This window comes from Delftia sp. SD018 (assembly GCF_017355445.1).
GTDB lineage: Bacteria > Pseudomonadota > Gammaproteobacteria > Burkholderiales > Burkholderiaceae_C > Comamonas > Comamonas acidovorans.
The window spans coordinates 36,889-62,621 of the sequence record NZ_JADDRN010000032.1 but is presented as its reverse complement, the minus strand read 5'-3'; the positions used below and the strand labels follow the sequence as shown (position 1 = coordinate 62,621).

The 25,733-nt window shown below is 67.7% G+C and carries 25 protein-coding genes; 11 read left to right on the top strand and 14 right to left on the bottom strand.

Features of this window, described 5'->3' with window-relative positions; all coding sequences use genetic code 11:
* Positions 1-540 (bottom strand): hypothetical protein (locus INR38_RS24700; RefSeq protein ID WP_207476002.1); only part of this gene is annotated, 540 nt, incomplete at its 3' end.
* A 133-nt stretch (positions 541-673) separates the two neighbouring features.
* Here INR38_RS24700 and INR38_RS24695 point away from each other — a divergent pair.
* The gene (locus INR38_RS24695) at positions 674-1,939 is read left to right on the top strand and encodes an MFS transporter (protein ID WP_207443463.1); all 1,266 of its coding nucleotides are present in this window, start codon (positions 674-676) and stop codon (positions 1,937-1,939) included.
* On the opposite strand, the gene INR38_RS24690 is transcribed toward INR38_RS24695, so the two are convergent.
* Both INR38_RS24690 and INR38_RS24685 read right to left on the bottom strand, forming a co-directional pair.
* A complete protein-coding gene (locus INR38_RS24690; protein WP_013802229.1) occupies positions 1,940-2,965 on the bottom strand; it encodes an FUSC family protein in 1,026 nt (341 codons plus the stop codon).
* 188 nt (positions 2,966-3,153) lie between these two features.
* Positions 3,154-3,642 carry an EVE domain-containing protein gene (locus tag INR38_RS24685; RefSeq protein ID WP_180319437.1) on the bottom strand — a complete coding sequence of 163 codons (489 nt, stop codon included), beginning with the start codon at positions 3,640-3,642 and terminating at the stop codon, positions 3,154-3,156.
* 127 nt (positions 3,643-3,769) lie between these two features.
* On the opposite strand from INR38_RS24685, the gene yghU reads away from it, so the two are divergent.
* Positions 3,770-4,609, top strand: coding sequence for a glutathione-dependent disulfide-bond oxidoreductase (yghU, locus tag INR38_RS24680; RefSeq protein ID WP_123693553.1), 840 nt, complete (start codon positions 3,770-3,772; stop codon positions 4,607-4,609).
* A 7-nt stretch (positions 4,610-4,616) separates the two neighbouring features.
* On the opposite strand, the gene INR38_RS24675 is transcribed toward yghU, so the two are convergent.
* From INR38_RS24675 to INR38_RS24665, 3 genes are all read right to left on the bottom strand, one after another.
* Positions 4,617-5,312 carry a hypothetical protein gene (locus tag INR38_RS24675; protein WP_123693551.1) on the bottom strand — a complete coding sequence of 232 codons (696 nt, stop codon included), beginning with the start codon at positions 5,310-5,312 and terminating at the stop codon, positions 4,617-4,619.
* Between the two features lie 76 nt (positions 5,313-5,388).
* Positions 5,389-5,646 carry a GlsB/YeaQ/YmgE family stress response membrane protein gene (locus tag INR38_RS24670; RefSeq protein ID WP_012205794.1) on the bottom strand — a complete coding sequence of 86 codons (258 nt, stop codon included), beginning with the start codon at positions 5,644-5,646 and terminating at the stop codon, positions 5,389-5,391.
* Positions 5,647-5,805: 159 nt separating this feature from the next.
* A complete protein-coding gene (locus INR38_RS24665) occupies positions 5,806-6,441 on the bottom strand; it encodes a C40 family peptidase (protein WP_012205793.1) in 636 nt (211 codons plus the stop codon).
* A gap of 195 nt (positions 6,442-6,636) precedes the next feature.
* On the opposite strand from INR38_RS24665, the gene INR38_RS24660 reads away from it, so the two are divergent.
* The 5 genes from INR38_RS24660 to INR38_RS24640 all read left to right on the top strand — a co-directional run bounded on the left by INR38_RS24660 (position 6,637) and on the right by INR38_RS24640 (position 12,995).
* Positions 6,637-7,239 carry an isochorismatase family protein gene (locus INR38_RS24660; RefSeq protein WP_012205792.1) on the top strand — a complete coding sequence of 201 codons (603 nt, stop codon included), beginning with the start codon at positions 6,637-6,639 and terminating at the stop codon, positions 7,237-7,239.
* A 189-nt stretch (positions 7,240-7,428) separates the two neighbouring features.
* Positions 7,429-8,100 (top strand): outer membrane protein, encoded by a 672-nt coding sequence (locus INR38_RS24655; protein WP_099733507.1) that lies wholly within the window; start codon positions 7,429-7,431, stop codon positions 8,098-8,100.
* Positions 8,101-8,212: 112 nt separating this feature from the next.
* Positions 8,213-10,099, top strand: a complete 1,887-nt coding sequence (locus INR38_RS24650; RefSeq protein WP_207443462.1) for a propionate--CoA ligase — start codon at positions 8,213-8,215, stop codon at positions 10,097-10,099.
* A gap of 166 nt (positions 10,100-10,265) precedes the next feature.
* Positions 10,266-11,654 carry a phosphomannomutase/phosphoglucomutase gene (locus tag INR38_RS24645; protein ID WP_207443461.1) on the top strand — a complete coding sequence of 463 codons (1,389 nt, stop codon included), beginning with the start codon at positions 10,266-10,268 and terminating at the stop codon, positions 11,652-11,654.
* 15 nt (positions 11,655-11,669) lie between these two features.
* Positions 11,670-12,995: a 3-deoxy-D-manno-octulosonic acid transferase gene (locus INR38_RS24640; RefSeq protein WP_207443460.1), complete on the top strand. Its 1,326-nt coding sequence runs from the start codon at positions 11,670-11,672 to the stop codon at positions 12,993-12,995.
* A 36-nt stretch (positions 12,996-13,031) separates the two neighbouring features.
* Here INR38_RS24640 and INR38_RS24635 read toward each other — a convergent pair whose 3' ends face one another.
* The 8 genes from INR38_RS24635 to INR38_RS24600 form a co-directional block, all read right to left on the bottom strand.
* On the bottom strand, positions 13,032-14,456 hold the full coding sequence (locus INR38_RS24635; RefSeq protein WP_096916421.1) for an ATP-binding protein: 1,425 nt from the start codon (positions 14,454-14,456) through the stop codon (positions 13,032-13,034).
* 2 nt (positions 14,457-14,458) lie between these two features.
* Entirely contained in the window at positions 14,459-15,136 is a 678-nt protein-coding gene (locus INR38_RS24630) for a response regulator (RefSeq protein ID WP_013802240.1), read from the bottom strand.
* Between the two features lie 370 nt (positions 15,137-15,506).
* Positions 15,507-16,982: a TolC family outer membrane protein gene (locus INR38_RS24625; protein ID WP_207443459.1), complete on the bottom strand. Its 1,476-nt coding sequence runs from the start codon at positions 16,980-16,982 to the stop codon at positions 15,507-15,509.
* 90 nt (positions 16,983-17,072) lie between these two features.
* Entirely contained in the window at positions 17,073-17,420 is a 348-nt protein-coding gene (locus INR38_RS24620) for a rhodanese-like domain-containing protein (RefSeq protein ID WP_012205782.1), read from the bottom strand.
* A 77-nt stretch (positions 17,421-17,497) separates the two neighbouring features.
* A complete protein-coding gene (locus INR38_RS24615) occupies positions 17,498-18,208 on the bottom strand; it encodes a protein-L-isoaspartate O-methyltransferase (RefSeq protein ID WP_012205781.1) in 711 nt (236 codons plus the stop codon).
* Positions 18,209-18,251: 43 nt separating this feature from the next.
* Positions 18,252-21,479, bottom strand: coding sequence for an efflux RND transporter permease subunit (locus INR38_RS24610; protein WP_123693539.1), 3,228 nt, complete (start codon positions 21,477-21,479; stop codon positions 18,252-18,254).
* Positions 21,480-21,481: 2 nt separating this feature from the next.
* Positions 21,482-22,714: an efflux RND transporter periplasmic adaptor subunit gene (locus INR38_RS24605; protein WP_207443458.1), complete on the bottom strand. Its 1,233-nt coding sequence runs from the start codon at positions 22,712-22,714 to the stop codon at positions 21,482-21,484.
* Positions 22,711-23,409, bottom strand: coding sequence for a TetR/AcrR family transcriptional regulator (locus INR38_RS24600; RefSeq protein ID WP_013802244.1), 699 nt, complete (start codon positions 23,407-23,409; stop codon positions 22,711-22,713). Before INR38_RS24600 ends, INR38_RS24605 begins: the two co-directional genes overlap by 4 nt.
* A gap of 146 nt (positions 23,410-23,555) precedes the next feature.
* Between INR38_RS24600 and msrA the strand changes: the two genes are divergently transcribed.
* From msrA to INR38_RS24580, 4 genes are all read left to right on the top strand, one after another.
* Complete coding sequence (msrA, locus tag INR38_RS24595) at positions 23,556-24,092, top strand: peptide-methionine (S)-S-oxide reductase MsrA (protein ID WP_034394147.1); 537 nt, start codon at positions 23,556-23,558, stop codon at positions 24,090-24,092.
* Positions 24,093-24,206: 114 nt separating this feature from the next.
* Positions 24,207-24,704, top strand: coding sequence for a transcriptional repressor (locus INR38_RS24590; RefSeq protein WP_242699180.1), 498 nt, complete (start codon positions 24,207-24,209; stop codon positions 24,702-24,704).
* A 51-nt stretch (positions 24,705-24,755) separates the two neighbouring features.
* Complete coding sequence (locus INR38_RS24585; protein WP_065346574.1) at positions 24,756-25,070, top strand: hypothetical protein; 315 nt, start codon at positions 24,756-24,758, stop codon at positions 25,068-25,070.
* A gap of 122 nt (positions 25,071-25,192) precedes the next feature.
* Complete coding sequence (locus tag INR38_RS24580; protein ID WP_063325987.1) at positions 25,193-25,648, top strand: hypothetical protein; 456 nt, start codon at positions 25,193-25,195, stop codon at positions 25,646-25,648.
* Positions 25,649-25,733: the final 85 nt, after the last annotated feature.

The following is a 25,733-nucleotide window of genomic DNA, read 5'->3' as shown; positions in this document are numbered from 1 at the left end:
CGTGCCGCCCGGACGCGTGGGGCCCTGGTTGGGAACGCGCAGGCTGTCAGGGATCGGCTCCAGATCCAGCGCTTCGCGGATGAAGGCGCGCAGCGAAGTGACGAGTGCCGCAGTCTCGACAGGCTGGCCTGCCACCATGTCCTGGGCCGCCTGGGCGGCCATGCGCACCTGGTCCTGCGTCCCGAGCAAGATGACATCGGACAGCGCGGCTTCAACCGCATCGCGAATGCGCCGTTGGCGCTCGCTGCCAAAAGCCGGTGGTGCATCGGCATCGGCATCGTCGGCGGCGGGCCTGCGCAGATCGCGCAGGTGCAGGGGATTCACATGCAGCGTGCCCGTGAAGGAGCCGCCCAGCGTCTTGTAGGCGGCGATAAGCGACTTCAGGCGTTCATTGATCTGGCGGTTTTCACGCTCGCGCCGCTTTTGCACGGTCTGCATGAACAGCAGGCGAATGCCCATCATCAGGCAGGTGACCAGCAGCAGGCCCAACACCGTGGACAGCAGCGAAGACCAGGAGCTGAAATCTAGTGATGAGCGCATGCGCAAGGCCTCGGGAGTTGATCCAAGCCTTCAGTGTGCCTCCATACAGACAGGTCGGCGGGTAAGAAGAGTGCTGTTTGCAGGCGCCGCTTGGCCTATGCTTTCGATACTTCACACATCAGCTACAGGGCGCATGGCATGCGCCCCGGGGAGACAGCATCCAGTGAAAACAACGAAGCAGGGGGTACATCCCTCATGGATCGTCGTGGCGGCCGGCGTCAGCGCGGCTCTGCATGTAGGCAAGCTGCCGCCGGCTGTGCCGGTGCTGCAGCAGCAATTGGGCCTGTCCCTGCTGCAGGCCGGCTTTCTGCTTTCCACCGTGCAGGTGGCCGGCATGGTGCTGGGCCTGGTGGTGGGTCTGGGTGCAGACCGCTGGGGGCTGCGGCGCAGCATGCTGGCAGGCCTGCTGCTGATGGCGGGTGCCAGCGCCCTGGGCGCCACCGCTACGGGGTTTGCAGCGCTGCTGGCCTTGCGTGCCGTGGAGGGGCTGGGTTTTTTGCTGGTGGCCATGCCGGGGCCGGGTCTGATCCGGCGCTGCGTGGCGCCACGCGATCTGAGCGCGCGCATGGGCTGGTGGGGCACCTATATGCCGTTGGGCAGTGCCATCGGCTTGCTGCTGGGGCCGTGGGTGATGGCCTGGGCATCCTGGCCCGCATGGTGGTTGCTGTTGGGGCTGATCTCGGCATTCGCATGGGTCGCCGTCTGGTGTGGCGTGCCGGCAGACAGGCCGGTGCCCCTTGGCGCGTCGGTGGCGGGCGGTGGCTGGCGTCCTCGCCTGGCGTTGACCCTGCGCAGCCCCGGACCCTGGTGCGTGGCTGTGGCCTTTGCCGTGTATTCAGGGCAGTGGATGGCCGTCATCGGCTTTCTCCCCACGGTCTATGCCGAGGCTGGCCTGGGCGCCGCATTGTCGGGGACGCTGACGGCCGTGGTGGCACTGGCCAACATGGTGGGCAATGTGGCCTCGGGCCGTTTGCTCCAAGGCGGCTGGAGCGCCACGCGCGCCTTGCGTCTGGGCTTTGGCTGCATGGCGGCGTGTGCGCTGCTGGCCTATCTGCAATGGCAGGGGCAACCGCTGGCGCCGTTGTGGCTGCGCTTTGTGGCGGTGGTGTTGTTTTCGGCGGCGGGCGGGCTGATTCCGGGCACGCTGTTTTCCATGGCAGTGCGGCTGGCCCCCGATGAGTCCACGGTATCGACCACGGTGGGTTTCATGCAGCAATGGTCCAGCGTGGGGCAGTTTGCAGGCCCGCCTCTGGTGGCGGCCGTGGCCGTGCAGGCGGGCGGATGGCAGTGGACCTGGGTGGTGACGGCGGCCATGTGCGCCATCGGCTGGTGGCTGGCCGGCGCGATCGGGCGCATCAGCGTTGCGGGTGCAGCGCCGCGCGGGCGCGCTGCAGTCTGATCACGCGTCGCGCGAGCCTATCAACGCCTTCAAGGCCTCTTCCATCTGCTGCGCATGGTCCAGCGCGGGCAGCCAGGCCTGGGGCACCGGCTGGGCGGGTGCCTGGGGAGCGGAGGCGGCCAGTTCGGCCAAGGCGTCATCGGGCTGCAGGGCCACCACGTTGCCGTTGGCGGACAGCTGGCGGCAGGCGTCGACCAGCCATTCACAGTGCAGCACGATGGCGCGCGGCATGAGGCCACTGTCATGCGACATGCCGCGCACCAGGCTTTCGCCCAGCAGCAGTGCGCTGGCATACAGGCGCACGGCGTGGCGGTCATAGCGCCCGGTGATGGTCTGCAGCCCCGCGCCACCCAGGCGGCCGCGCAGGGACCACCGGCTGGCGCTTTGCGCCTCCACCATGGCTGCGCGCAGTGCGCTCAGCGCATCGCTGCTGCGTGTGAGCTGGCCCAGCGCGACGGTGGCATCGGGCGTGTCGTGGGTGGCGGTGGCGCGCAGGGTGGCTTCCAGCCCCTCGGCCAGCTGGCCCAGCAAGGCGCTTGCCGAGCGCGACACGGCGCGCAGGGGATTGGCCGTGAAGATCACCTGGCTGAACATCAGGCCGACACCGGCGCCCACCAGTACGTCAACCAGCCGCGTCTCGCCCGCGGCGCTCGGCCCCATGCTCAGCACCAGCACGACGGAGACGCCCGCCTGTATCGGGACGACCGGCGGCTGCCCGAGCATGGCGGCCAGAGACAGGGCGACCAGCGAGGCCAGACTCAGCCGCAGCAGCGGAATGGTGTCGGGCAGCAGCCAGGCCAGTTCGCCGACGATGATGCCGATGGCGCAGCCCAGCACCAGACCCCAGGTCTGCTTGAGGTGGCTGGGCAGTCCGGGCGCCAGGCAGACCAGGGCGGTGACAGCGGCAAAGACGGGTTTGGGGTGGCCGAGCAGGTAGTGGGACAGCTCCCAGGCCAGCATCGCACCCAGGGATGCGGCGATGGCGTCGCGCAGCGCCAGCCGCAGGCGGCCGGGCGCAGCGGCCATGCCGCTCTTGGGAGTTCCAGGGGGTGTTTTTGCTTTTGCTTTTCGCCAACGCACGAAGATTCTCCCTCCAGTATGCGAAATCCAGGTTCGCAAATGCCCAAAAGCATAGCGGCCGGTGCAGGTCCGGAGTGCAGGAGAGAAGCTTCTTGCTTGTAAGAAAGCAGCCCGCGGCGGGGCGGGTCGGCAGGTCAGGCGGGTTGGAGCAGGCCTTCGATGAAGGCCCATTCCTCGGGCGTGACCGGCGTGATCGACAGGCGGTTGCCCTTTTGCAGTACACGCATGTCGGCAAGCTCGGGATGCTCGCGCAGCTCGGCGATCTGCAGCGTGCGTGTCTTGCGCAGCGCCTGCACGTCCAGCGTGAGCCAGCGTGGCTTGTCGGGCGAGGACTTGGGGTCGTAGTAGGGACTGCGCGGGTCGAACTGCGAGGCATCGACGCGCAGGTTGCCTGCAATGCGGGCGATGCCGTAGATGCCGGGCTCGGCGCAACTGGAGTGCCAATACAGCACCCCATCGCCCACCTGCATGGCATCTCGCATGAAGTTGCGCGCCTGGTAGTTGCGCACACCGTCCCAGGCGATGGTGGCCTGCGGTGCGGCCAGCGCGTGGTCTATGGAGAATTCGTCTGGCTCGTTCTTCATGAGCCAGAACTGGCGGGCGGAGGTGGGGGCGGCAGTCATGCCGCGATTGTGGCAAATCCCCGGGCGCCGTGGCGGCGTTCCGCGCACGCCGGCAAGAGCGCGCCGGTGACGGGACAATCACTTTCAGCCGGGCACCTCTCCAGCCCGCGAACCACAGGAATCCTGCATGACCGACAGCTCCACCTATGTCCCGCCCGCCGTATGGCAGCCAGCGCCTTCGGGCGGCACCTTTGCCAACATCAACCGCCCGGTCGCCGGTCCCACCCATGACAAGGCATTGCCGGTGGGGCAGCAGCCGCTGCAGCTGTATTCGCTGGCCACGCCCAACGGCGTGAAGGTCACCATCATGCTGGAGGAGCTGCTGGCGCTGGGCCATGCCGGCGCGGAGTACGACGCGTGGCTGATCCGCATCAGCGAAGGCGACCAGTTCTCCAGCGGCTTTGTCGAGGTCAATCCCAACTCCAAGATCCCGGCGCTGGTGGACCGCAGCGTCGAGCCGCCGGTGCGCGTGTTCGAGTCAGGCTCCATCCTGCTGTACCTGGCCGAGAAGTTTGGTGCGCTGCTGCCTGCCGAGCCCGCTGCGCGCACCGAGACGCTGAACTGGCTGTTCTGGCAGATGGGGTCGGCACCTTACCTTGGCGGCGGTTTCGGGCATTTCTATGCCTATGCGCCCGAGAAGTTCGAGTACCCCATCAACCGCTTCACCATGGAGACCAAGCGCCAGCTCGATGTGCTCGATCGCCAGCTGGCCCTGCACCCGTTCATTGCAGGGGCCAACTACAGCATTGCCGATATCGCCATCTGGCCCTGGTATGGGGCCCTGGTGCTCAACGAGGTGTATGGCGCGGCCGAGTTCCTGTCAGCCCATGAATACACGCATGTCATGCGCTGGGCCAGGGAGATTGCCCAAAGGCCGGCCGTGCTGCGGGGCCGCCGCGTGAACCGTACCTGGGGTGATGAAGCCACCCAGGTGCCCGAGCGCCACCAGGCGTCGGACCTGGGCTGATAGCCGTCTACTGGGAGCGGCCCCAGGGGCCGCGATCGGGCTGGCGCCAGAAGCGCGGGCGCTTGCCGGAAGGCTCGGGGGCGGGCTCGGCCTCGCGCCCGTCCTTGTCGGTCCTGTCGGCCTTGCCAGCCTTGTCGGCCTTTTTGGCGTTTTCCAATTGCTGACCTGTCTGCTCGACCTTGCGCGCCGTGCGATCCAGCCGTGAGGGAATGTCGAGTTCTGCGTGCTCGACCACACGAATGCAGTCCTGGATATGGCGCTCGCCCAGGTAGCGCAGCGTGGCATAGCCCAGCGCTGCCGCTGCGGCCTGGCCTGCCAGCGGCACATACTTGGCGGCCTGCGTGGCCGTCATGCGCATGCCGGCCGCGCGCGCCAGGCGCACCACCATGTCGCGCGTGATCAGCTTGCCGATCAGCACCGAGCCCACCATGGCCACGGCCTTTTGCACCTGCTCGCGCTTGCCGGGTTCCAGCTTGTCCAACTGTTCGGGCGTGAGGCCGAATTCGCGGTTGATGCGTGGCAGCAGTCGCGCCAGCAGTGCCGCATCCACCAGCCAGTCCAGGCCCGGAATGGGCAGGCTGCTGGCTGCTGCGCCGACCAGCGCACGCCGGTGCAGCAACTTGCGCGCGCTCTCGGCCGCCTGCGCCACATCTTGGCGCGGTGGTGGAGGGGGAGGGGTTTTGTCCGATGTGCGAAAGATCATGCGTGCCAGTGAAGACGGGGCAGATGTCGATCAGGAAAATGCGCCAGCCGGCGGATGCGGCTGGCGCGCAGGGTGGTCAGCGTGCGCTCTTGCTGCGCACCAGACTGTAGATGAAGAGGATGACGATGGCGCCCACGATGGAGGCGATCCAGCCGGCGGGTTGCCCGGCCTCGTACCAACCCATCGCGACACCTACGTAGCTGGCAAGAAACGATCCTGCCACGCCGAGCAGGATGGTCATGATCCAGCCAAGGCTGTCATCGCCGGGTTTGAGTGCCCGCGCCAGCAAGCCAACGACCAGGCCAACGATGAGGGTACCAATCAAGGACATCATGCTTTTCTCCGAACTGAAGCTTCCATGCCGCGACTCTAGGGCCCGGCACCGGGTGGCCCTGTCGGACAGCATCTCAACCTGGGACGAAGCCAGAGCAGGGTCCTGAAAAACAAAACGCCTGCATGTGCAGGCGTTTGTGGATTGGCGCAAAAGCTGCGATCACTGCAGCTGGCTTGCCTGCATCTGCAGGGCCAGAGCGGCCTTGCTGGCGTCAAGGCCCAGGCCGTCGGCGTCCTGCACGCGGCGGGCTCCATCGAAGCGGCGGGCCCAGTACGCGCTTTGCATGCTTTCCACGCGAACCTGCGCACCGGTGCGCGGTGCATGGATGAAGTTGCCGTCGCCGACATAGATGCCGACATGGCTGAAGGTGCGGCGCATGGTGTTGAAGAACACCAGATCACCGGGCTTGAGTTCGTTCTTGTCGATTTTCTCCGTGGCCTGTGCCTGCTGGTCAGCGCGGCGCGGCAGGACCTTGCCCAGGGTTTCGGAGTAGATGGCGCGGACGAAGCCGCTGCAGTCGAAGCCGGTCTCGGCACTGTTGCCGCCGCGGCGGTAGGGAACGCCGATGAAGCCCATGGCGGTCACGACCAGATCGGAGGTCTTTTCGGCGACGCTTTGTCGTGCTTCCTTGACGAAGTCGGAAGTGCGTTCCGCCATGTGGTGGCGGGCTTCGCGCAGCTGCGAGATGAGGCTGCGGTTGACCAGCAGCTGGTTCATATCGTCGTCACGCATTTCGGGCGGAGCCGCGTGTGCCGTGACGCTGACAAACAGGAGTGCAATAAGCCATCGGGACATGGGGCGCGAGATTACCACGCAAAAACGTAGGACAAATTCGATAAGACCCCCGAAAGCCTGGGTTTTTGAGTTACCTCAGGAATCCGGGCTGCGCGGCAGGGAGCGCACGCAAGCTGCGACAATGGAAAGCTTTCCCTTTTGTCCTCTATAAGAAGGGCGGCCCGCGCCGCCCCATATTCCCAAGAAAGATCCGCCATGCTGCTTGAAGCCACCGACTCCCAGCTCGTACTCGTCGATTACCAGGAGCGCCTGATGCCGGCCATCTTCGAGGGACCGGCAGTTCTGGCCAATGCCGTGAAGCTGGCGCGCCTGGCGCAGCTGGTGGACGTGCCGGTCTTCGGCACCGAGCAGAACCCCTCGCGCCTGGGCGCCAACGACGCCGAACTGCGCGCGCTGTGCGACCGGACCCTGTCCAAGATGCATTTCAGCGCCGTGGCCGAGGGTCTGGGCGAGTGGCTGCGTCCTCCTGCACGGCCCCAGGGCGGCAATGCACGCAGCCTGCCCAAGCATCTGCAAAAGCCCCAGCAGCAGGCGCCCGAGCGCAGCATGGTGGTGATTGCCGGCTGTGAAGCCCATGTCTGCCTGCTGCAGACGGCGCTGGAGCTGCTGGAAGATGAGTTCGATGTCTGGGTCGTCACCGACGCCTGCAGCTCGCGCACCGAGCGCAACCGCGATGCCGCCTTCGACCGCCTGGCCGGCGCGGGTGCCGAGCTGGTGACCACGGAGATGGTGGCCTTCGAGTGGCTGCGCAGCTGCGAGCATCCGGCCTTCAAGGACCTGCTCGCCCTGGTCAAGTAAGGCACGGGTTCCTGGTTCCTCCGTCTTGGGGCGCTCTTTGGAGCGCCTTTTTTCATGGTGACCTGTCTGTTCTTGGGAGGCGGGCTGCCGCTGCACCGCGTAGTTCTACGGAGCTGCGTGCGTAGCCGGCCGAATAGGCGCGGGCAGGGCGTTTTTCTACAGTGGCGGCCTTCCCCCAAGAGAGACTGTATGAAGCACGTTCTGACCTTCACCGCCCTGATCCTGACCGCCTCGGGCAGCGCTTTGGCTGCCGACCATTTCTATGGCGCCGTCCGCATCAACTCCGCCAACTACAAGGCCCACGATATGGACTCCAGCGCCCGCCCCGGCTTGGGGCAGTTCGTGCCTGGTGACGACAGCCGCCGCGCTACAGGCGGCTCTCTGGCCCTGGGCTATCAGCTCCCGTCGGACTGGCGCCTGGAAGCCGAATACACCCTGCCCAGGAGCAACGAATTCACCAGCGGCTCCACGCGCTTTCCCACGAGCTTCAATCACCACAGCATCCGTTCTCAGCGCCTGATGATCAATGCGTACAAGGATTTCCCCCTGAACGCGCAGTTCTCCGTGTACGGCACGGCGGGCCTGGGCCTGGCCCACCTGCAGTCCAGCGGCTGGCAAGGCAATCCGAATCGCCAGTACTTCAGCGATTCCCAGAACAATCTGGCCTATGCGCTGGGCTTTGGCGTCAGCTACTCGCCGATTCAAAAGGTCAGCATCGACCTGGGCTACCGCTATGTGGGCATGGGCAAGACCCATAGCGGCGCCAACAACTTCACCAATGTTCGTGGCCTGCAGGATGAGCAGATGCGCGCCAAGCTGAGTTCCAGCGAGATCTCGGTCGGCCTGCGCTACAGCTTCTGAGTTTGAAGGGGGCCTGCCCGCGCAGCGCGGAGTTGTCAGCTTTTGGCAAGCGCATTATGAATAATTATGAATTCAGAAGCCGCCAATCCATGACAACGACAGGAGACAGACAATGGCCCCGCGTTTTGACGATTTCCACCGCCGCTCCATCGAGGAGCGCGATGCCTTCTGGGCCGAGCAGGCCCGCCGCATCGACTGGCATGTGCCGCCCCATCGCATCTGCGACTACGACAATCCGCCGTTTGCACGGTGGTTTGTCGGGGGGCAGACCAATCTTTGCCACAACGCCGTGGACCGGCACCTGGCCGAGCGCGCCGACCAGAACGCGCTGATCGCCATCTCCACCGAGACCGGCACGGAAAAGGTCTACACCTACCGCGAACTGCATGCCGAGGTGCAGCGCATGGCCGCCGTGCTGCAGTCGCTGGGCGTGCAAAAGGGCGACCGCGTCCAGATCTACATGCCCATGATTGCCGAGGCGGCCTTTGCCATGCTGGCCTGCGCGCGGCTGGGTGCCATCCATTCGGTGGTGTTCGGCGGCTTTGCCTCGGCGGCGCTGGCCTCGCGCATCGACGATGCCGAGCCCAAGGTGATCATCAGTGCCGACGCGGGCTCGCGCGGCGGGCGCGTCGTGGCCTACAAGCCCTTGCTGGACGAGGCGCTGCAGCTGGCCAGCCACAAGCCAGCGGCCGTGCTCATCGTGGACCGGGGCCTGGCGCCTGCGCCCATGCGCGCCGGCCGTGACCACGACTGGGCCAGCCTGCGTGCGCTGCACGCCGACGCCCAGGTCGCCTGCACCTGGGTGGAATCCACCGACCCCAGCTACACGCTCTACACCAGCGGCACCACGGGGCGCCCCAAGGGCGTGCAGCGCGACACGGGCGGCTACACGGTGGCGCTGGCCGCCAGCATGCCGCTGATCTTCGGGGCCGAGGCAGGGCAGACTTTTTTCTGCACCAGCGACATCGGCTGGGTCGTGGGCCACAGCTACATCATCTATGCGCCGCTGATCGCAGGCATGGCCACCGTGCTCTACGAGGGCCTGCCCATACGCCCCGACGCGGGCATCTGGTGGAGCATCGTGGAGAAGTACCGGGTCACCCACATGTTCTCGGCGCCCACGGCCATCCGTGTGCTCAAGAAGCACGATGCCGAGTACCTGCACCGCCACGATATCTCCAGCCTCAAGGCGCTGTGGCTGGCCGGCGAGCCGCTGGATGAGCCCACGGCGCAGTGGATCAGCCAGGCCCTGGGCAAGCCCATCATCGACAACTACTGGCAGACCGAGACCGGCTGGCCCATCCTCACGCTGTGCAACGGCGTGGAGCAGCAGACCACGCGCTTCGGCAGTCCCGGCAAGGCCGTCTATGGCTATGACGTGAAACTGATCGACGAGGCCACGGGTGAGGAACTGCTCGGCGCCGGGCAAAAGGGCGTGCTGGCCATCGAGGGACCGCTGCCGCCAGGCTGCATGCAGACCGTCTGGCGTGACGATCAGCGCTTCGTCAATACCTACTGGAAGAGCATTCCGGGCCGCATGGTCTACAGCACCTTCGATTGGGGCATTCGCGACGAGGACGGCTACTTCTTCATCCTGGGCCGCACGGATGACGTGATCAACGTGGCCGGCCACCGCCTGGGCACGCGCGAGATCGAGGAATGCATCTCCGCCCATCCCCAGGTGGCCGAAGTCGCCGTGGTCGGCGTGGCCGATACGCTCAAGGGCCAGGTGGCGCTGGCCTTTGCCGTGCCCCGGACGGCGCTGGAGGGCGAGGCCGAGCGCTCGGCGCTGCAGGCCGATGTGATGAAGCTGGTCGATGCACGCCTGGGCGCCGTGGCCCGGCCCTCGCGCGTGGTCTTCGTCAGTGCGCTGCCCAAGACGCGCAGCGGCAAGCTGCTGCGCCGCGCCATGCAGGCCGTGGCCGAGGGGCGCGACCCGGGCGACCTCAGCACCATGGAAGATCCGGCTGCGCTGGCCCAGGTGCAGCAGCAGCTGTGAGGCAGGGCGCGCGGCGCAACCGCTTTCAGCCGGGGTGATGTGCGCCGGCGCCCCTGCCTGCCGCGCCTACAAGCCTGCCGCGCCTACAATTGCGGCTTGGGCCGCAGCCGGGCCAGGTTCCGGGCTGCGGCGCACTGTTTTCAACCGACGAGAAAGCGTTTTCGACGTGCAGGTCGCATCTTCCATCTTCAAAGCCTATGACATCCGCGGCATCGTGCCGTCCACGCTCAACGAGGAGGTCGCGCTTGGCGTGGGCCGCGCCTTCGGCATGGCGGCCCTGGCGGCCGGCGAGACCGTGGTGGCCGTGGGACGCGATGGCCGCCTGTCGGGACCCTCGCTGTCCGCGGCGCTGATCGCCGGCCTGACCGAGGTCGGCATCGAGGTGATCGACATCGGCCTGGCCACCACGCCCATGCTGTACTACGCGGCCAGCACACTGGCGCGCTCGGGCATCCAGGTCACGGGCAGCCACAACCCCAAGGACTACAACGGCTTCAAGATGGTGCTGGCCGGCCGCGCCATCTACGGCGAGGAAATCCAGGCGCTGCGCCGCCGTGTCGAGAGCGACGACTGGACCCTGACGGGCACCGGCAGCGTGCGCCGCGCCGATGTGCAGGCCGACTACCAGGCGCGCATCGTGGGTGATGTAAAGCTGGCGCGCCCCATCAAGATCGTGGTGGACTGCGGCAACGGCGTGGCCGGGGCTTCGGCGCCCGGCATCTTCCGCGCCCTGGGCTGCGAGGTGATCGAGCTGTTCTCCGAAGTGGACGGTGAATTCCCCAACCACCATCCCGACCCCAGCAAGCCCGAGAACCTGCGCGACGTGATCGAGGCGCTGCGCACCTCGGACGCCGAGCTGGGCCTGGCGTTCGACGGCGACGGCGACCGCCTGGGCATCGTCACCAAGGACGGCCAGAACATCTTCCCCGACCGCCAGATGATGCTGTTTGCCAAGGACGTGCTCTCGCGCGTGCCGGGCGGCAGCATCGTCTACGACGTGAAATGCACGCAGCGCCTGGCGCCCGCCATCCGCGAGGCAGGGGGCGAGCCCGTGATGTTCAAGACCGGGCACTCCCTGGTCAAGGCCCGCATGAAGGAACTGGACGCGCCGCTGGGCGGCGAGATGAGCGGCCACATCTTCTTCAAGGAGCGCTGGTATGGCTTCGATGACGGCACCTACGCGGGCTGCCGCCTGCTGGAGATCGTCAGCCGCGAGACCGACCCCAGCGCCTTGCTCAACGCGCTGCCCACCAGCTTCTCCACCCCTGAACTGAATGTGGCCTGCGCCGAGGGCGAGCCCCATCGCCTGGCCGCCGAACTGCAGGCCCTGGCCGCCGAGACCTTTGCCGCACCGGCCCAGGTCAGCACCATCGACGGCCTGCGCGTGGACTGGGCCGACGGCTTCGGCCTGATCCGCGCCAGCAACACCACGCCCGTGCTGGTGCTGCGCTTCGAGGGCCAGACCCAGGAGGCGCTGTCGCGCATTGAGGCGCAGATGCTGGCGCTGCTGGAGCGCGTCAAGCCCGGCGCGCAGGTTGGCGGCGCCGCGCACTGATTTGCGCGCCAGGCGATGACTTCACGCTCTCCCACGTCCTGGGCGCGCGCGCTGTACAGCGCCGTGACCTGGGCGGCGCAGCCGCTGCTGCGCCGCAAGCTGTTGCGCCGCGCCGAGGCCGAGCCCGTCTATGCCGAGCACATTCCCGAGCGCTTTGGCCGCTACCAGCCGGCCACGCTGGGGCAGGACGGACGCGGCCGGTGGATCTGGATTCACGCCGTATCGCTGGGTGAGACGCGCGCTGCCGCCATCTTGCTGACCGCGCTGCGCGAGCGCCTGCCCGGTATGCGCCTGCTGCTGACCCATGGCACGGCCACAGGCCGCACCGAAGGCCGCCGGCTGCTGCAGCCCGGGGACCTGCAGGTCTGGCAGCCCTGGGATACGCCAGCGGCCGTGCGCCGCTTCGTGCAGCAATTCCGGCCCGCGGTCGGCGTGCTCATGGAGACCGAAGTGTGGCCCAACCTGGTCGCCATCTGCCGCGAAGAGGGCGTGCCGCTGGCGTTGGCCAACGCGCGGCTCAGCGACAAATCGCTGGGCCAGGCGCTGCGCGTGGCGCCGCTGGCGCGGCCCACCTATGCCGCCCTGGCCGCAGCCTGGGCGCAGACCGAGGCCGATGCGCAGCGCCTGCGCCTGCTGGGTGCGCCCGTGCGCGGCGTGCTCGGCAACCTGAAATTCGATGCGCGTCCGGACGCCGCGCTGCTGGAGCGCGCCCGGCAATGGAAGTCCGGCCTGTCCCGCCCTGTGGTGCTGCTGGCCAGCAGCCGCGAGGGCGAGGAGGCCATGCTGCTGTCCGCCTTGCGCACGCTGGGGCCGGCAGGCCGGGCCGTGCAATGGCTGGTCGTGCCGCGCCATCCGCAGCGCTTTGACGAAGTGGCGGCGCTGCTGGCTGGCGGCGGCTTGCATGTCTCGCGCCGCAGCCAGTGGGTGGGTGGCCCGCCCTGCGGGGCTGCGGCGGATGACATCGACATCTGGCTGGGTGATTCGCTGGGCGAGATGGCCCTGTATTACGGCCTGGCCGACGCCACGCTCATGGGCGGCAGCTTTGCGCCGCTGGGCGGCCAGAACCTCATCGAGGCCCTGGCCTGCGACTGCCCCGTGGTGCTGGGGCCGCATACCTTCAACTTCAGCGAAGCCTCGGACCTGGCCTGCGAAGCCGGCGCCGCGCTGCGGGCGCCCGACATGGAGCACGGGCTGCGCCTGGCCGTGGACCTGGCCGGGGACCGCCAGTCCCACGCCCATGCCGTGGCCCAGGCGCGCGGCTTCCTGGACCAGCACCGCGGTGCAGCTCAGGCGACGGCACAGGCGGTGGCCGGGCTGTTGCAGTCCCAACCGTTGCGCTGAGCACTAGGTTTTCGGCGGCGGTATCCGCAGGCCGAATCAGCCGGCGTCCTGCAGAACGGGCAGGCTCACACTCGCCAGCAGCCCGCCATCCTCCGCACTGAGCAGTTCGATGCTGCCGCCGTGCCGCTCGGTCACGGTCCTGGCGATGGCCAGGCCCAGGCCGCTGCCGCTCTGGCTCTGGTCGGGCACGCGGAAGAAGCGGTCGAAGACGCGCTGGCGCCAGGCCTCGGCGATGCCTGGGCCACGGTCGCGCACCTGGAGTACGGCCTGGTCGCCCTGGCGCTGCAGGCGCACGCTGATGGTGGCGTGCGCGGGGCTGTATTTGATGGCGTTGTCCACGAGGTTGTCGATCAGCGAGACCAGGCCTTCGCGTTCGCCCATCACGCTCAGTGGCTCGCTGGCTTCCAGGGCCAGTTCCACCGGGCGGCGGCAGGCCAGGGCGTCGAGTGCGGCGAGCCGGTCTTCCAGCAGCAGGTCCAGGCGCAGCGGCTGCATGGCCATGCCGGGCGCTTCGGTCTCGCTGCGCATGAGTTGCAGCAGCTGGGCCACCATGCGGCTGGCGCGCTGGTTGCTGCGCAGCAGGCTGTCCATGAGTTCCTGCTGGCGCGGTTCGCTGCCAAGGCGCAGCAGGGCCTCGACGTTGACGTGCATGGCTGCCAGCGGCGTGCGCAGTTCGTGGGCTGCATCGGCAATCAGGTTGCGCTCGCGCTCGCTGCTGGAGCGCACGCGGGCCAGCAGGGCGTTGATGTCCTGCACCAGCGGCCGCAGCTCGGCGTGTGGCGGCGCATAGGTGAGCGCGCTGAGGTCGTCGGGGCCGCGTGTGGCCAGCTCGTCGCCCACGCGGCGCAGCGGGCGCAGCGCCGCGCGTACCGACCACCAGGCCGGAAAGGCCAGGAAGGGCAGGCTGATCAGCAGCGGCAGCAGGTAATAGCTGCGGGTGTTGAGGGTGATCAGCAGTTCCTTGAAGGACGGCAGCATCAGCGTGACTTCGGTCTGGCCCGAGGCCGAGCGCAGCGTGCTCATGCGCCAGGTCTGCCCTTCGAAATCTATGTCCTCGACCGTGTCCAGCACGCGGTTGCGCAGCGTGGGTGCCGGCGTGGGCGAGCGGTACAGGAGCTGGCCGCGCTGCCAGACCAGCAGCGTGGGCGTGAAGCGGATGTCGTCGTCTCCGTCGCCGTACTCATGGCGCAGGGCCGTGTCCAGCGCGGCCAGGCTGTGCTGCTGGCGGTCCGGAAGGTCGGCCAGGTCCTCGGCCACAGCCATGACAAGTTCGTAGACAGGCTTGCTGACCAGCAATTCATTGTGGAAGTGGGCCATGTAGATGGCTGCCACCAGCAACGCGGTCCAGATCGCGGTGAGCACGCCCATCTGGGCCAGCAGCATCCGCCGGCCCAGTGTGGGCCGCAGCCAGCGGCGCCATCTCGGGCTGGCCTGGTGCCCCTGCAGGGTGTGCGATGTCATGGTCAGGACAGGGGTGCCATCGGCTGCGAGTCGATGACATAGCCAATGCCGCGCACCGTGCGTATGAAGCCCGGCCCGATCTTGCGGCGCAGGTTGGAGACATGGACCTCCAGCGCATTGCTGCCGTTGGCGCTGCCACCCGGGATGACTTCCTCCTCGATGCCGCTGCGCGTGACCACGCGGTCCATGCGCCGCAGCAGCAGGGCCAGCAGGTCGAATTCGCAGCGGGACAGCTCGACGTTCTGGCCTGCAACGCTGACACGGCGCGTGGGCTCGTGCAGCGACAGGCCGCGCAGATGCAGCGTTCCGTCGCCCTGCCCATAGCTGCGGCGTGCCAGGGCGCGCACGCGTGACACCAGTTCGGCCAGGGCAAAGGGCTTGACCAGATAGTCATCGGCGCCGCTGTCCAGGCCGTGCAGCCGGTCGTGCAGGCTGTCGCGTGCGCTCAGGATCAGCACGGGCAGGCGGCGCCATTCGCGGCGCAGGCGCGTGAGCAGGCTGATGCCGTCGCCATCGGGCAGGCCCAGGTCCAGCAACACCATCTCGAAGCTTTGCTGCTCCAGCGTGCGCAGCGCATCGGACAGGCGGCGCACCCAGACCACGTCCATGGCGTGATCGCCCAATGCGATGCGCACGCCATTGCCCAGATCCAGATCGTCCTCCACCAGCAGCAGTCTCATCGTGTGTTTCCTGTGCCGCTCCCATGCCGCGGACCGGCGCCTGCGGGAGGGCTGCCGCGAGTATCGGTCAAGGCGGGGACGATGCGCTTCAGCATCCCTTCAGGAAACCCGGGGCAGGTCTTCAGGCTGGTTTGCCACAGTGGCCCGCTCGACAACTCCCACGAAGGCAAGGCGCGCATGCCAAGACTCTCCCGCTGTTCCTTGCTGAGTCGTCTGGCGGCGCTGTGCGCGCTGGCTGCCTGGATGCTGGTCGTGGCGGGTTTGCGTGCCTCGGCTTTGCCAGAGCACAGGACTGCTGCGCCAGGCGCGCGGCCCGCGGCGGCCGGGCATCAGCCCGGGGCAATGCCGGCCGTGCGGGCGCTTCAGGGATTCAAGGGGCTGGCGCGCGGAGCGACAGCGCATCGATGGCGCGCAGGTCGTCGTCGCTGAGCGTGCCGGCGGCCTGGCGCAGCTTGAGCTGGCCCAGCAGCACCTGGTAGCGCGCCAGGGCCAGGTCGCGCTGGGTCTGGTAGAGCTGGCTTTGCGCGTTGAGCACGTCGATGTTGATGCGCACGCCGACCTCGTAGCCGAGCTTGTTGGCGTCCAGCGCGCTCTGGCTGGACGCCAGCGCGGCCTCCAGCGCCTTGACCTGGACCTGGCCCGACTGCACGCCGAAGAAGGCCGTGCGCGTGCTCTGCTCCACGTTGCGCTGGGCGTCGTCGAGCTGTGCGCGCGCCTTGTCTTCCAGCGCCAGGGTTTCCTTGATGCGGTTTTGCACGGCAAATCCGGCGAACAGGGGCAGGTTCATGACCACGCCCACGCTGGCGGCATTGGTGCGGTAGCTGGTGCCGATCTGCGGTGTGACCGAGCCATTGGGATAGCGGTTGACCACGTAGCCGGCCTGCAGGTCCACGGTGGGCTTGTGGCCGGCCTCGGCTTTCTTCGTTTCCAGCTGGGCAATGTCCAGCGCCAGGCGGGCCTGGCGCAGCTGGGGCTGGCCTTGCAGTGCGGTGTCCACCCAGGCCTGGGCGTCGGAGGGCATCAGGGCCGGCAACTGCAGCGGCTGGGCCAGGGGGCGGGGCACGGTGCCCACGGCGCCAACGATCTGGTCCAGCACCAGACGCTTGACGCGCAGATCGTTCTCGGCGGCGATTTCCTGCGCGCCGGCCAGGTCGAACCGGGCCTGGGCTTCGCGCGAGTCGGTGATGGTGGCCGTGCCGACCTCGAAGTTGCGCTTGGCGAATTCCAGCTGCTGTGCAATGGCGGCCTTCTGTGCCTTGACCACGGCCAGGCTGTCCTGGGCGCCGAGGACATCGAAGTAGGCCTGGGCCACGCGAACCAGCAGGTTCTGCTCGCCGCTGTCCAACTGGGCGCGCGCCACGTCCACGCCGCGCTGGCCCTGGTCGTAGGCGATCTTGTTGGCCGGACGGTACAGCGGCTGCTGGGCGCTGAGCTGCAGGTTCTGCTGGGGCGAGCGAAAGCTCCCCGGCAGCACGCTGACTTCCACATGCGAGGTGTTGGCACCGGCCTGCAGGCCCACGCTGGGCAACAGGCCCGAGCGTGCCTGCTCGGCGCGGCTGGCGGCGGCCTGGGCGTCGGCCTGCTGGGCCTGCCACTGGGCGTCGTAGCCGCGGGCCTTGGCCACCAGTTCGGACAGGTTCTGGCCCGTGGCCGCAGAGGCTGTCAGAGAGGGCAGGGCAGACTGCGGGGCCGCAGGGGCGGGCGCAAGGACGGCTGGGGCAGGAGCTTGCGCCAGGGCCGAGCCCATGCCGGCCGCGCACAGCAGCAAGGCCATGTGGCGCAGGGGCCAGGCGTATGGGCGGGTCAGGGCGGAAGCGACAGGGGCAAGGGGCCGAAGCAGGGGCATAGAGGTCCTCGAATCAAAACACAGTCGTCACGAAGCACCGGGGACGGCGGGTGTACCGCCGTGTCCCGGGTTTCTTTTGCGTGTTGCCGCTCAGTAGCGCGGCACGCCTGGGTCGCGCTCGCGCGACCAGGCATCGATGCCTCCGCTGATATTGGCCACGGTCTCGAAGCCGTTGTTCATCAGGAAGGCAGCGACATGCATGCTGCGTGCGCCGTGATGGCACAGGCAGGCTGTGGGGTGATCCGGATCGAGTTCCTGCAGGCGCGAGGGAATCTCGCCCATGGGGATGCAGCGCAGCTCGAAGCCCTCGGGGCGTACGCTGGCCTGGGCCACTTCCCAGGGCTCGCGCACGTCCAGCACCAGGGGCAGGGCATCGGAGCCGCTGGAGTGCTGGTTCAGCCAATCGTTGAGTTGCGCGGGAGGCACTTGGGGAAGCATCGGAAAGATCCTTGCGGAATGAAGTGGAGTTGCCGCAGCGGCCGAAATCCTCTGGACCCCGGCCGCCGTGGCGGATTTCAGAACGTGAAGCGCGAAGGCTCTTCGAAGTTGGCCAGGCGTGCGGTCACCACGTCCCAGGGCTGGCTGGTTTCGAACTGGTGGCCGTTCTTTTGCACCAGCGTGAAACGCATCATGGGCAGTTGGCCGACGATGGCTGCCAGGCGGCCGCCGTCGTTGAGCTGGGCCAGCAGGGCCTGCGGCACCTGGGCGACCGAGCCGCTGAGCACGATGGCGTCGAACTGGCCCAGAGCGGCCGCTGCCGTGGCGCCATCGGCCAGCTTGACCTCGGCATTGGTGATGCCGGCGCCCAGCAGGTTCTCGCGGGCCATCTCGGCCAGCTCGGGCACGATCTCCAGTGTCACGACTTCCTTGGCCTGGGCGGCCAGCAGGGCGGCCATGTAGCCCGAGCCGGCGCCGATTTCCAGCACGCGGTCGGTGGGCTTGATCTTCAGGTCCTGCAGCATGCGGGACTCGATGCGCGGGGCCAGCATGCACCAGCCCTTGGCGGCGGCTTCCTCGGCCGGGGCGACCAGCGGGATTTCCAGGTCCATGAAGGCCAGGCCGGCATGCTCGGGCGGCACGAAATTCTCGCGGTGCACCTTGCCCAGCAGCGCCAGCACTTCTTCATCAAGCACGTTCCAGGGGCGGATCTGTTGCTCGATCATGTTGTAGCGCGCGTGCGCTTGGGCGCTGTGGTGTTCGGGCAGGCTGTTCAGGGGCAGGCTCATGGGGTATCTCCGGAGAAAGACTTGTCAGGACAAACCTTTGATTCTACGAGTCTCGCGGCGGGGTGGGGGCGCTGGCGGCGCCTTGGCCGGGTGCCGCGTCGTGCCGGTTGCCGTTCCACAGGCGCCGCAGCCACTGGGAGAAGTCGTCAAGGTAGCAATAGACCACGGGCACGACCACCAGGGTCAGCAGCGACGAGGTGACCACGCCGCCGATCACCGACTGGCCCATGGGCGCGCGCTGCTCGGAGCCTTCGCTGAGTGCGAAGGCCAGCGGCACCATGCCGAAGATCATGGCCAGCGTGGTCATCAGAATGGGGCGCAGCCGCACGCGCGCCGCCAGCAGCAGGGCCTGCTCGCGCGGCAGGCCGTCGCGGATCTGGCCGGTGTCCGGGTCGCTGTGCGGGCCGCGCGCGCGGATGGCGAAGTCCACCAGCAAGATGGCGTTCTTGGTGACCAGTCCCATGAGCATGACCACGCCGATGATGGAGAACATGGACAGGGCCGAGCCGAACATCATCAGCGCCAGCACCACGCCGATCAGCGTCAGCGGCAGCGAGGTCATCAGCGCCAGCGGCTGCAGGAAGCTCTTGAACTGGCTGGCCAGGATCATGTAGATGAAGATGATGGCCAGCGCCAGGGCGGACACCGCATAGCCGAACGATTCGTTCATGCTCTTGGTGGCGCCGCTGAACTGCGTGCGGTAGCCGGGCGGCAGGGCGATGTCGGCCAGGGCATTGCGGATGTCGGCCGAGACCTCGCCGCTGGAGCGCAGGTAGACGTTGCCGCTGAAGGCGACCTCGCGCGTCATGTCGCGGCGGTTGATCTGGCTGGGGCCGGTGGCGGGCGTGACGGTGGCCACCTGGTTCAGCCGCACGATGCGCATGCCGCCGTCGCCCGAGGTGGAGGGCAGGGCGAAGGGCAGGCGCTCCAGGTCCTGGGGCGTGCTGCGCGACTCGGGCGCCAGGCGCACCTTGACGTCATAGGTCTGGTCGTCGCTGGCGCGCCAGTTGCCTACGGTCTGGCCCGCCACCCAGGTGCGCAGAGCGGCGGCCATGGAGCCTACCGACAGGCCCAGGTCGGCGGCCGCATCGCGCCGCACGGTGATGTCGATCACGGGCTTGTCGGGCTTGAGGCTGCTGTCCAGGTCCACCAGTCCGGGAATGCCGCGCAGGCGTTCCATCACCACGCGGTTCAGGCGCTCCAGCTCGCCCAGGTCCGGGCCCTGCAGCGAGAATTCGACCTGTTTTTGCCCGCCCACGGGTTCGCGCTGGCCCACATGGGTGACGGTGATGCCGGGCACGCTTTGCAGCTGCTCGCGCAGCACGCCCGAGAGTTCATCGCCGCTGCGCTGGCGCAGGTGGCGGTCCAGCAAGCGGATGTAGATGCTGGCGTATATCTTGCCCTGGGCCGTGCCGGTGTTGATGGTGGCCAGCGTGTAGCGGACCTCGGGCAGGGCGCGGATGATGGCATCGACCTGGCGGGCCTTGGCCTCCGTGGCCTCGATGGACGAGCCCACGGGCGTGTTGAAGCTCACCGTGGTTTCCGAGAAATCGGCCTTGGGCACGAATTCCGTGCCCAGCAGCGGCACCAGGAAGATGCTGGCCACGAAGATGGCCAGCGCCGCCGCCAGCGTGGTGATCTTGTGGCGCAGCGCCCAGCCCAGCACGTCCTGGTAGAAGTGGGACAGCGAGTCGGTGGCGCGCTCGAACCAGGCCGTGACCCGTCCCAGCGTGCGGTCGTAGAGGCTGTTGCCGCGCTTGTCGCCGTGGGCGTGGATGGTCGGGTCATGCCAGACGCTGGAGAGCATGGGGTCCAGCGTGAAGCTCACGAACATGGAGATCATCACGGCCGCCACGATGGTGATGCCGAATTCGTGGAAGAACTTGCCGATGATGCCGCCCATGAAGCCGATGGGCAGGAACACCGCCACGATGGACAGCGTGGTGGCCAGCACGGCCAGGCCGATCTCCTGCGTGCCGTCGAGCGCGGCCGCATGCGCGTCCTTGCCCATCTGCACATGGCGCACGATGTTCTCGCGCACCACGATGGCGTCGTCGATCAGCAGGCCCACGCACAGCGACAGCGCCATCAGCGTGATCATGTTGATCGAGAAGCCGAACCAGTACATGAACAAAAAGGTGCCGATCAGCGCAATGGGCAGCGTCAGCCCCGTGATCACCGTGGAGCGCCAGGAGTTCAGGAACAGGAAGACGATGAGCACCGTCAGTGCCGCGCCCTCGATCAGCGTCTGGCGCACGTTGTTGACGGCCACGCGGATGGGGCGGGCGCTGTCGGCTATCGGCTCCAGCCGCACGCCGGCCGGCACTTCGGCGGCGATCTCGCGCAGCGTGGCGTTCAGGCCGTCCACGACTTCGATGGTGTTCTCGTCCTGGGCCTTTTGCACGGACAGCAGCAGGGTGCGGCTGCTGTTGTACAGGGCCACGGTCTCCAACTCGCCCGCGCCGTCCTGCACGCGGGCCAGCTGGCCCAGCCGCACGGGCGCGCCGCCGCGCTGGGCGACGATGATGCGCTCGAAGTCCTGCGGGCGCTTCATGCGTGCGTCGATCTGCACCACGCGCTCCTGCTCGCGCGAGCGGATGGCGCCCAGCGGCAGGTCCTGGTTCTCGCTGCGCACGGCGTTCACGATCTGGTCGGGCGTGATGGCATAGGCTTCCAGCGCCTCGGGCTGCAGGTAGATGTTGATCTCGCGCGGGGTGGCGCCCACCAGGTTGACGGCGCCCACGCCGCGCACGTTCTCCAGCCGCTTCTTGAGGACCTGGTCGGCCCAGCTGGTCAGCGCGACGGCATCGGGCGCCTTGGCGCCGGCATCGGCCTGGGGCAGCACGGCCACGGACCAGATGGGCGAGCTGGCCGGATCGAAGCGCAGCACGCGCGGCTCCTTGACCTCGTCGCGCAGGGTGGGGCGCACCGAGGCCACCTTCTCGCGCACGTCCTCGGCAGCGCGGCGGCCATCGACATGCAACTGGAATTCGATGATGACGACGCTGGTGCTTTCATAGCTGCGCGAGGTCAGCGCGTTGATGCCGGCAATGGAGTTGACGCCTTCCTCGATCTTCTTGGTGACCTCGGACTCCACGATCTCGGGCGAGGCGCCCGGATAGTCCACGGTGACCACGACCACGGGGAAGTCCACATTCGGGAACTGGTCCACCTTGAGGCGCTGGTAGGAAAACACACCCAGCACCATGAGGGCCAGCATGAGCATGGTGGCGAACACAGGGTTGGCCAGGCTGACGCGCGTGAACCACATGGTCAGCGGGCTCCGGGGGCTGGCGGAGCCTGGGGTTGCTGCAACGGTTGCAACTGCACGGCCGTGCCTGCGCGCAGGCCGCCCACACTGCCGGCCAGTACCCTGTCACCGGCCTGCAGGCCGCTGGACACGGCGATCCAGGTGGCGCCATCCTGCGCGCTCTGGCTGCCCAGCGTGACCGGGCGGTGCTGCACGCGCAGCAGGGTCTTGTCCGCTTCGGACTCGCCCGCAGGCTGCAGCAACTGCACATAGGGCTGGGGCTGGTCGGTGCGAACGGCGGTCAAGGGCACGGCCAGCTGTTCGGTCTGCCCCGTGACAATGCTGCCCTGCAGGTACAGGCCCGGGCGCACGATGGGGATGGATCTGCCGGCGGCGCCTGCGTTGACCGGTGCAGCCTGCACACGCAGATAGACGGCCACGCTGCGCGAACCTGCCTGGGCGCTGGGGTTGATTCGCACCACGCGCGCGGGCACGGAGGCCACATCGTCGCCCGCACCCTGGACCTGCAACTGGGCCTGCTGGCCGACCTGCACGCGCACCGAATCGGCGGGCGCCAGTTGGGCCACGACTTCGAGGTCGGACGGATCGACGATCTCCAGCACCCGCGTTTCCACGCCCACGCGCTCGCCGTCCTGCACCAGGCGCTGCGCGACCTGGCCGTCCATGGGACTGCGCAGCACGCTGTCGGTCACGCTCTTGCGGGCCACATCGGCGGCGGCCTGGGCGGCGGCCAGGTTGGCGCGTGCGGCATCGAGGTTGGATTGGGAGGTGGCCAGCGCCGTGGTCGAAATGAAGCCTTGCGTGACCAGAGCCTGGTTGTTGTCGTGCTGGCGCTGGGATAGCTGCAGCTGCGCCTGGGCCGCATCGGCCTGCTGGCGGGTCTGGCGCCAGCGGGCCTCGACCTCGGTGGCGTCCACGCGGGCCAGTTCCTGGCCCTTGCGCACGCTGTCACCCTCGCGCACCTGCAGGCCGCGCAGCTCGCCGGCTACATAGGCCTTGACCACGGCGCTGCGCACGGCCTGGACCACGCCGCTGACGGGCACGGTCAATTGCATCTGGCGCGGCTGCAGCTGCACCACTTCCTGCGGACCCACGCGCACCGGCATCTCGCGCGGCTGGGTGGCTGCGGCGATGGCGCTTTGCTTGCTGTGCCGGGTGGATGCGGCGCGCCATACGCTGGCGCCGATGGCGATCAATAAGGCCAGGCCGATCAGCCAGCCGGTGCGACGCTTCATGGTGTGGGCGGGGAGGAGGGTGGTGTGGTGGCTGCAAGGGGCTGGCACATGCCATGCAGCAGATAGTCGATCTGGGATTCCAGAAACTGCTCGGGATCGAAGTCGCCATGGGGCAGGCAGCCGCCCAGCGAATGCTTCCAGATCATCAGAAACATCATCGGGGCGACCACGCAGTGCACGGACAGGTCCAGATCCATGGGCCGGAACTCGCCGCGCTCGACCCCGCGTTGCAGGATGCGCCGGATCAGCTCATGGCCTGGAAGAACCACTTCCTGGTGGTAGAACTGAGACAGCTCGGGAAAATTGCCCGCCTCGCTGAGCATGAGCTTGGTGATGCCCGACGCCTTGGTGCTGCCGATGCGTTCCCACCAGGACTTGAAGCAGTAGCGCAGCAGATCGGTTGAAGGTGCGCAGTAGTTGTCGAGCTCTTCGCTCCACTCGCCGAAGCGGCCCGCGATGCTGTGGCGCACCACGGCCTTGAAAAGCTCCTGCTTGCTCGCGAAATAGAGGAACAGCGTGCCCTTGGAGACCCCGGCGCGGGCGGCGACTTCTTCGACGCGGGTGGCGGCGTAGCCCTTTTCCACGAAGAGGTCGAGTGCCGCTTCCAGCAACTCGCCGGGACGCTCCTGCTTGCGGCGGCTGCGCTTTCCGGAAGGCTCGGCGGGGGCGGGTGAAGAGGCGGGGGAGTCGGTCACGGAAAATTAATGACTGATGGGTTAGTTATCGTAACCGCAGAACCGTTCGTCGTCACCTGGCTTGTGCATGGGCTAACCTGTAGGTGCAACGGCCCGCATGCATTGCGTGTGGTCATTTTTTCGATTTCTTCACAGAAAAGGCGCATATGGCGACTGAAACCATTTATCTGGGCGGCGGCTGTTTCTGGTGCACCGAAGCCGTTTTCGACCGCGTGCGCGGCGTGAGCGACGTGCAAAGCGGCTACGCCAATGGCGATCTGGACGATCCCAGCTACGAAGACATCTGCACCGGCGAGACCGGCCATTCCGAGGTCATCCGCGTGCAGTTCGATCCAGCCGTGATCCCGCTGCGCGACCTGCTCACCGTGTTCTTCGGCACGCACGACCCGACCACGCTCAACCGCCAGGGCAATGATGTGGGCACGCAGTACCGCAGCGGCATCTACACCACGAATGAGCAACAGGCCGAAGTGGCGCGCACGCTGATCTCCGAACTCACGCAGGCTGGCGCCTACGACGCGCCCATCGTCACCGAGGTGCAGCCCCTGGCCAGCTACTGGCCGGCAGAGGACTACCACCAGGACTACTTCCTCAACCATCCCAACCAGGGCTACTGCGCCTTTGTCGTGGGGCCCAAGGTGCAGAAGTTCCGGGGCGCCTTTGCGCGCTGGGTCAAGCCGTGAGCGGGTGGCGGCGCGTGATGTAAGCGGTTGTGATTCGCAGGCATAATGCAACCCGGTTGCGATAATGCCACCTGGCTGCCCTGCCGTGTTCAGCGGCCTGACCTTTCATCACCCATGTCCTTGACGATCCCCACTTCCCTGCCCATACCTGCCGGCATGCGTTCGACGCGTGCCACGCGGGCCGTGCTGGCGATGTGGGAGTCGCGGGCCGACGCACTCCTGAGCGAAGCCGATGTGGAAGCGACCCTGCACGCCCAGGGCGTGCAGGTCAACCGCGTCACCGTCTACCGGCTGCTGGACCGCCTGGCGGCAGCCGGTGTGTTGCGCCGCAGCGTGGATGCTGCCCGCGTGGCCCGCTACGGCCGGTCCGTGCCGGGCGCGGCCAGGCAGGCCAATGCCGCTGCGCATTTCGAATGCGCGGATTGCCACAGCGCTTTTCGGCTGGGCGGCGAGGGCGGTGGGGGCGGCGAGCCGCTGCAGGCTGCTTTGCTGCAGCTGCGCCAGGCGCTGGCCGCCAGCGGCCTGCAGGGCCGGGCCATTGAGGTGGCGGTGACAGGGCTGTGCCAGGACTGCAGCAGTGCAGGGCCTTCCCGAAATGCCCCGTCTGCCTGAGGCGATCGCCCTAGCCCCTTTCTTCTCTTGCATAGCTCTTCAGGATTTCGCATGACCCTTGCACCATTGCGCTCCGTTTCCTTGATCCTGGCCGCTGTCTTCCTGGCCGCAGCAGCCCAGGCACATGACCACGACCACGACCACGCGAAAGCCCAGCCGGACGCCAAGGCACAGGGCGCCTCGGCGCCGCTCGATGCCCATGCCCGGGCCGACATGGAACGCCATCGCGCCATGGCCAAGGCCCACGAAGCCGCCGCGCAGTGCCTGGCCGCCGGCCGCGATCACGAGCAATGCCAAAAGCAACTGCAGGCCGATTGCAAGGGCCTGGCGCTGGGCAAGTTCTGCGGCATGCGCCATGCGCATTGAGTGCGGTCCTGCCCGCCGTGTGGAGCCGTGAGCAATCGCCAGTCTTTGTGACGGGATGGTGAAACCTGCCCCGCAAATTGGCGCATACACTCTGCGCTGCCCATCCAGCCCCTGATCCCTCCATGCCCTTGCAACCCCCGGAACGTCACTTGCCAGCGCAGGCCTCAAGGCTTGCGTTGCGCGGCGCCGTGCCGGGTCGGGCCTGGCTCGTGGCCTGGCTGCTGGTCTGGTCCATTGCCCTGGCGCCGTTGCTGGGCCAGATGCACCGCGTGGTACACGCGGGTGGCCTGGCTGCAGCCACGCTCCATGGCCCGGTGGAGGTGGTTGCCACTTCCTGCAATGCACCTGTCGATTGGGTCCATGCGCTGTTCTCGGGCCACGGCCCGGCGGATTGCCAACTGCTGGACCAGTTGCACGAAGGCATGGCGGGGCCGCCATCCGCCGTGGTGCTGCCGCCTTTCTGGGGCGAGCAGGCCGAACCCGTCCAGCCGGTCGTCGTGCGCGATGGCCGCATGCTGGCGGCCTTCTTCGATGCGCGGGGTCCCCCGCATCCCATCACTGTCTACCTGGCGGCTTGAATCTCCGGGACTGGCGCTGCATGCGCCTGTCCTGCACAGCCGTTTGGCCGCGCCTTGCTGCATTGATCGCAGCAAGGCGCCGCGC

What these genes read in the sequence shown, in the direction of transcription:
- INR38_RS24615 (WP_012205781.1), bottom strand. Translation starts at nt 18,208, where the DNA reads ATGAGCCTGCCCCTGAACAGCCTGCCCGAACACCACAGCGCCCAAGCG.
- INR38_RS24655 (WP_099733507.1), top strand. Translation starts at nt 7,429, where the DNA reads ATGAAGCACGTTCTGACCTTCACCGCCCTGATCCTGACCGCCTCGGGC.
- INR38_RS24630 (WP_013802240.1), bottom strand. Translation starts at nt 15,136, where the DNA reads ATGAGACTGCTGCTGGTGGAGGACGATCTGGATCTGGGCAATGGCGTG.
- INR38_RS24670 (WP_012205794.1), bottom strand. Translation starts at nt 5,646, where the DNA reads ATGATGTCCTTGATTGGTACCCTCATCGTTGGCCTGGTCGTTGGCTTG.
- INR38_RS24640 (WP_207443460.1), top strand. Translation starts at nt 11,670, where the DNA reads ATGACTTCACGCTCTCCCACGTCCTGGGCGCGCGCGCTGTACAGCGCC.
- INR38_RS24685 (WP_180319437.1), bottom strand. Translation starts at nt 3,642, where the DNA reads ATGACTGCCGCCCCCACCTCCGCCCGCCAGTTCTGGCTCATGAAGAAC.
- INR38_RS24610 (WP_123693539.1), bottom strand. Translation starts at nt 21,479, where the DNA reads ATGTGGTTCACGCGCGTCAGCCTGGCCAACCCTGTGTTCGCCACCATG.
- INR38_RS24585 (WP_065346574.1), top strand. Translation starts at nt 24,756, where the DNA reads ATGACCCTTGCACCATTGCGCTCCGTTTCCTTGATCCTGGCCGCTGTC.
- INR38_RS24625 (WP_207443459.1), bottom strand. Translation starts at nt 16,982, where the DNA reads ATGCCCCTGCTTCGGCCCCTTGCCCCTGTCGCTTCCGCCCTGACCCGC.
- INR38_RS24620 (WP_012205782.1), bottom strand. Translation starts at nt 17,420, where the DNA reads ATGCTTCCCCAAGTGCCTCCCGCGCAACTCAACGATTGGCTGAACCAG.
- INR38_RS24590 (WP_242699180.1), top strand. Translation starts at nt 24,207, where the DNA reads ATGTCCTTGACGATCCCCACTTCCCTGCCCATACCTGCCGGCATGCGT.
- INR38_RS24660 (WP_012205792.1), top strand. Translation starts at nt 6,637, where the DNA reads ATGCTGCTTGAAGCCACCGACTCCCAGCTCGTACTCGTCGATTACCAG.
- msrA (WP_034394147.1), top strand. Translation starts at nt 23,556, where the DNA reads ATGGCGACTGAAACCATTTATCTGGGCGGCGGCTGTTTCTGGTGCACC.
- INR38_RS24690 (WP_013802229.1), bottom strand. Translation starts at nt 2,965, where the DNA reads ATGGCCGCTGCGCCCGGCCGCCTGCGGCTGGCGCTGCGCGACGCCATC.
- INR38_RS24665 (WP_012205793.1), bottom strand. Translation starts at nt 6,441, where the DNA reads ATGTCCCGATGGCTTATTGCACTCCTGTTTGTCAGCGTCACGGCACAC.
- INR38_RS24580 (WP_063325987.1), top strand. Translation starts at nt 25,193, where the DNA reads ATGCCCTTGCAACCCCCGGAACGTCACTTGCCAGCGCAGGCCTCAAGG.
- INR38_RS24650 (WP_207443462.1), top strand. Translation starts at nt 8,213, where the DNA reads ATGGCCCCGCGTTTTGACGATTTCCACCGCCGCTCCATCGAGGAGCGC.
- INR38_RS24635 (WP_096916421.1), bottom strand. Translation starts at nt 14,456, where the DNA reads ATGACATCGCACACCCTGCAGGGGCACCAGGCCAGCCCGAGATGGCGC.
- yghU (WP_123693553.1), top strand. Translation starts at nt 3,770, where the DNA reads ATGACCGACAGCTCCACCTATGTCCCGCCCGCCGTATGGCAGCCAGCG.
- INR38_RS24605 (WP_207443458.1), bottom strand. Translation starts at nt 22,714, where the DNA reads ATGAAGCGTCGCACCGGCTGGCTGATCGGCCTGGCCTTATTGATCGCC.
- INR38_RS24695 (WP_207443463.1), top strand. Translation starts at nt 674, where the DNA reads ATGGCATGCGCCCCGGGGAGACAGCATCCAGTGAAAACAACGAAGCAG.
- INR38_RS24675 (WP_123693551.1), bottom strand. Translation starts at nt 5,312, where the DNA reads ATGATCTTTCGCACATCGGACAAAACCCCTCCCCCTCCACCACCGCGC.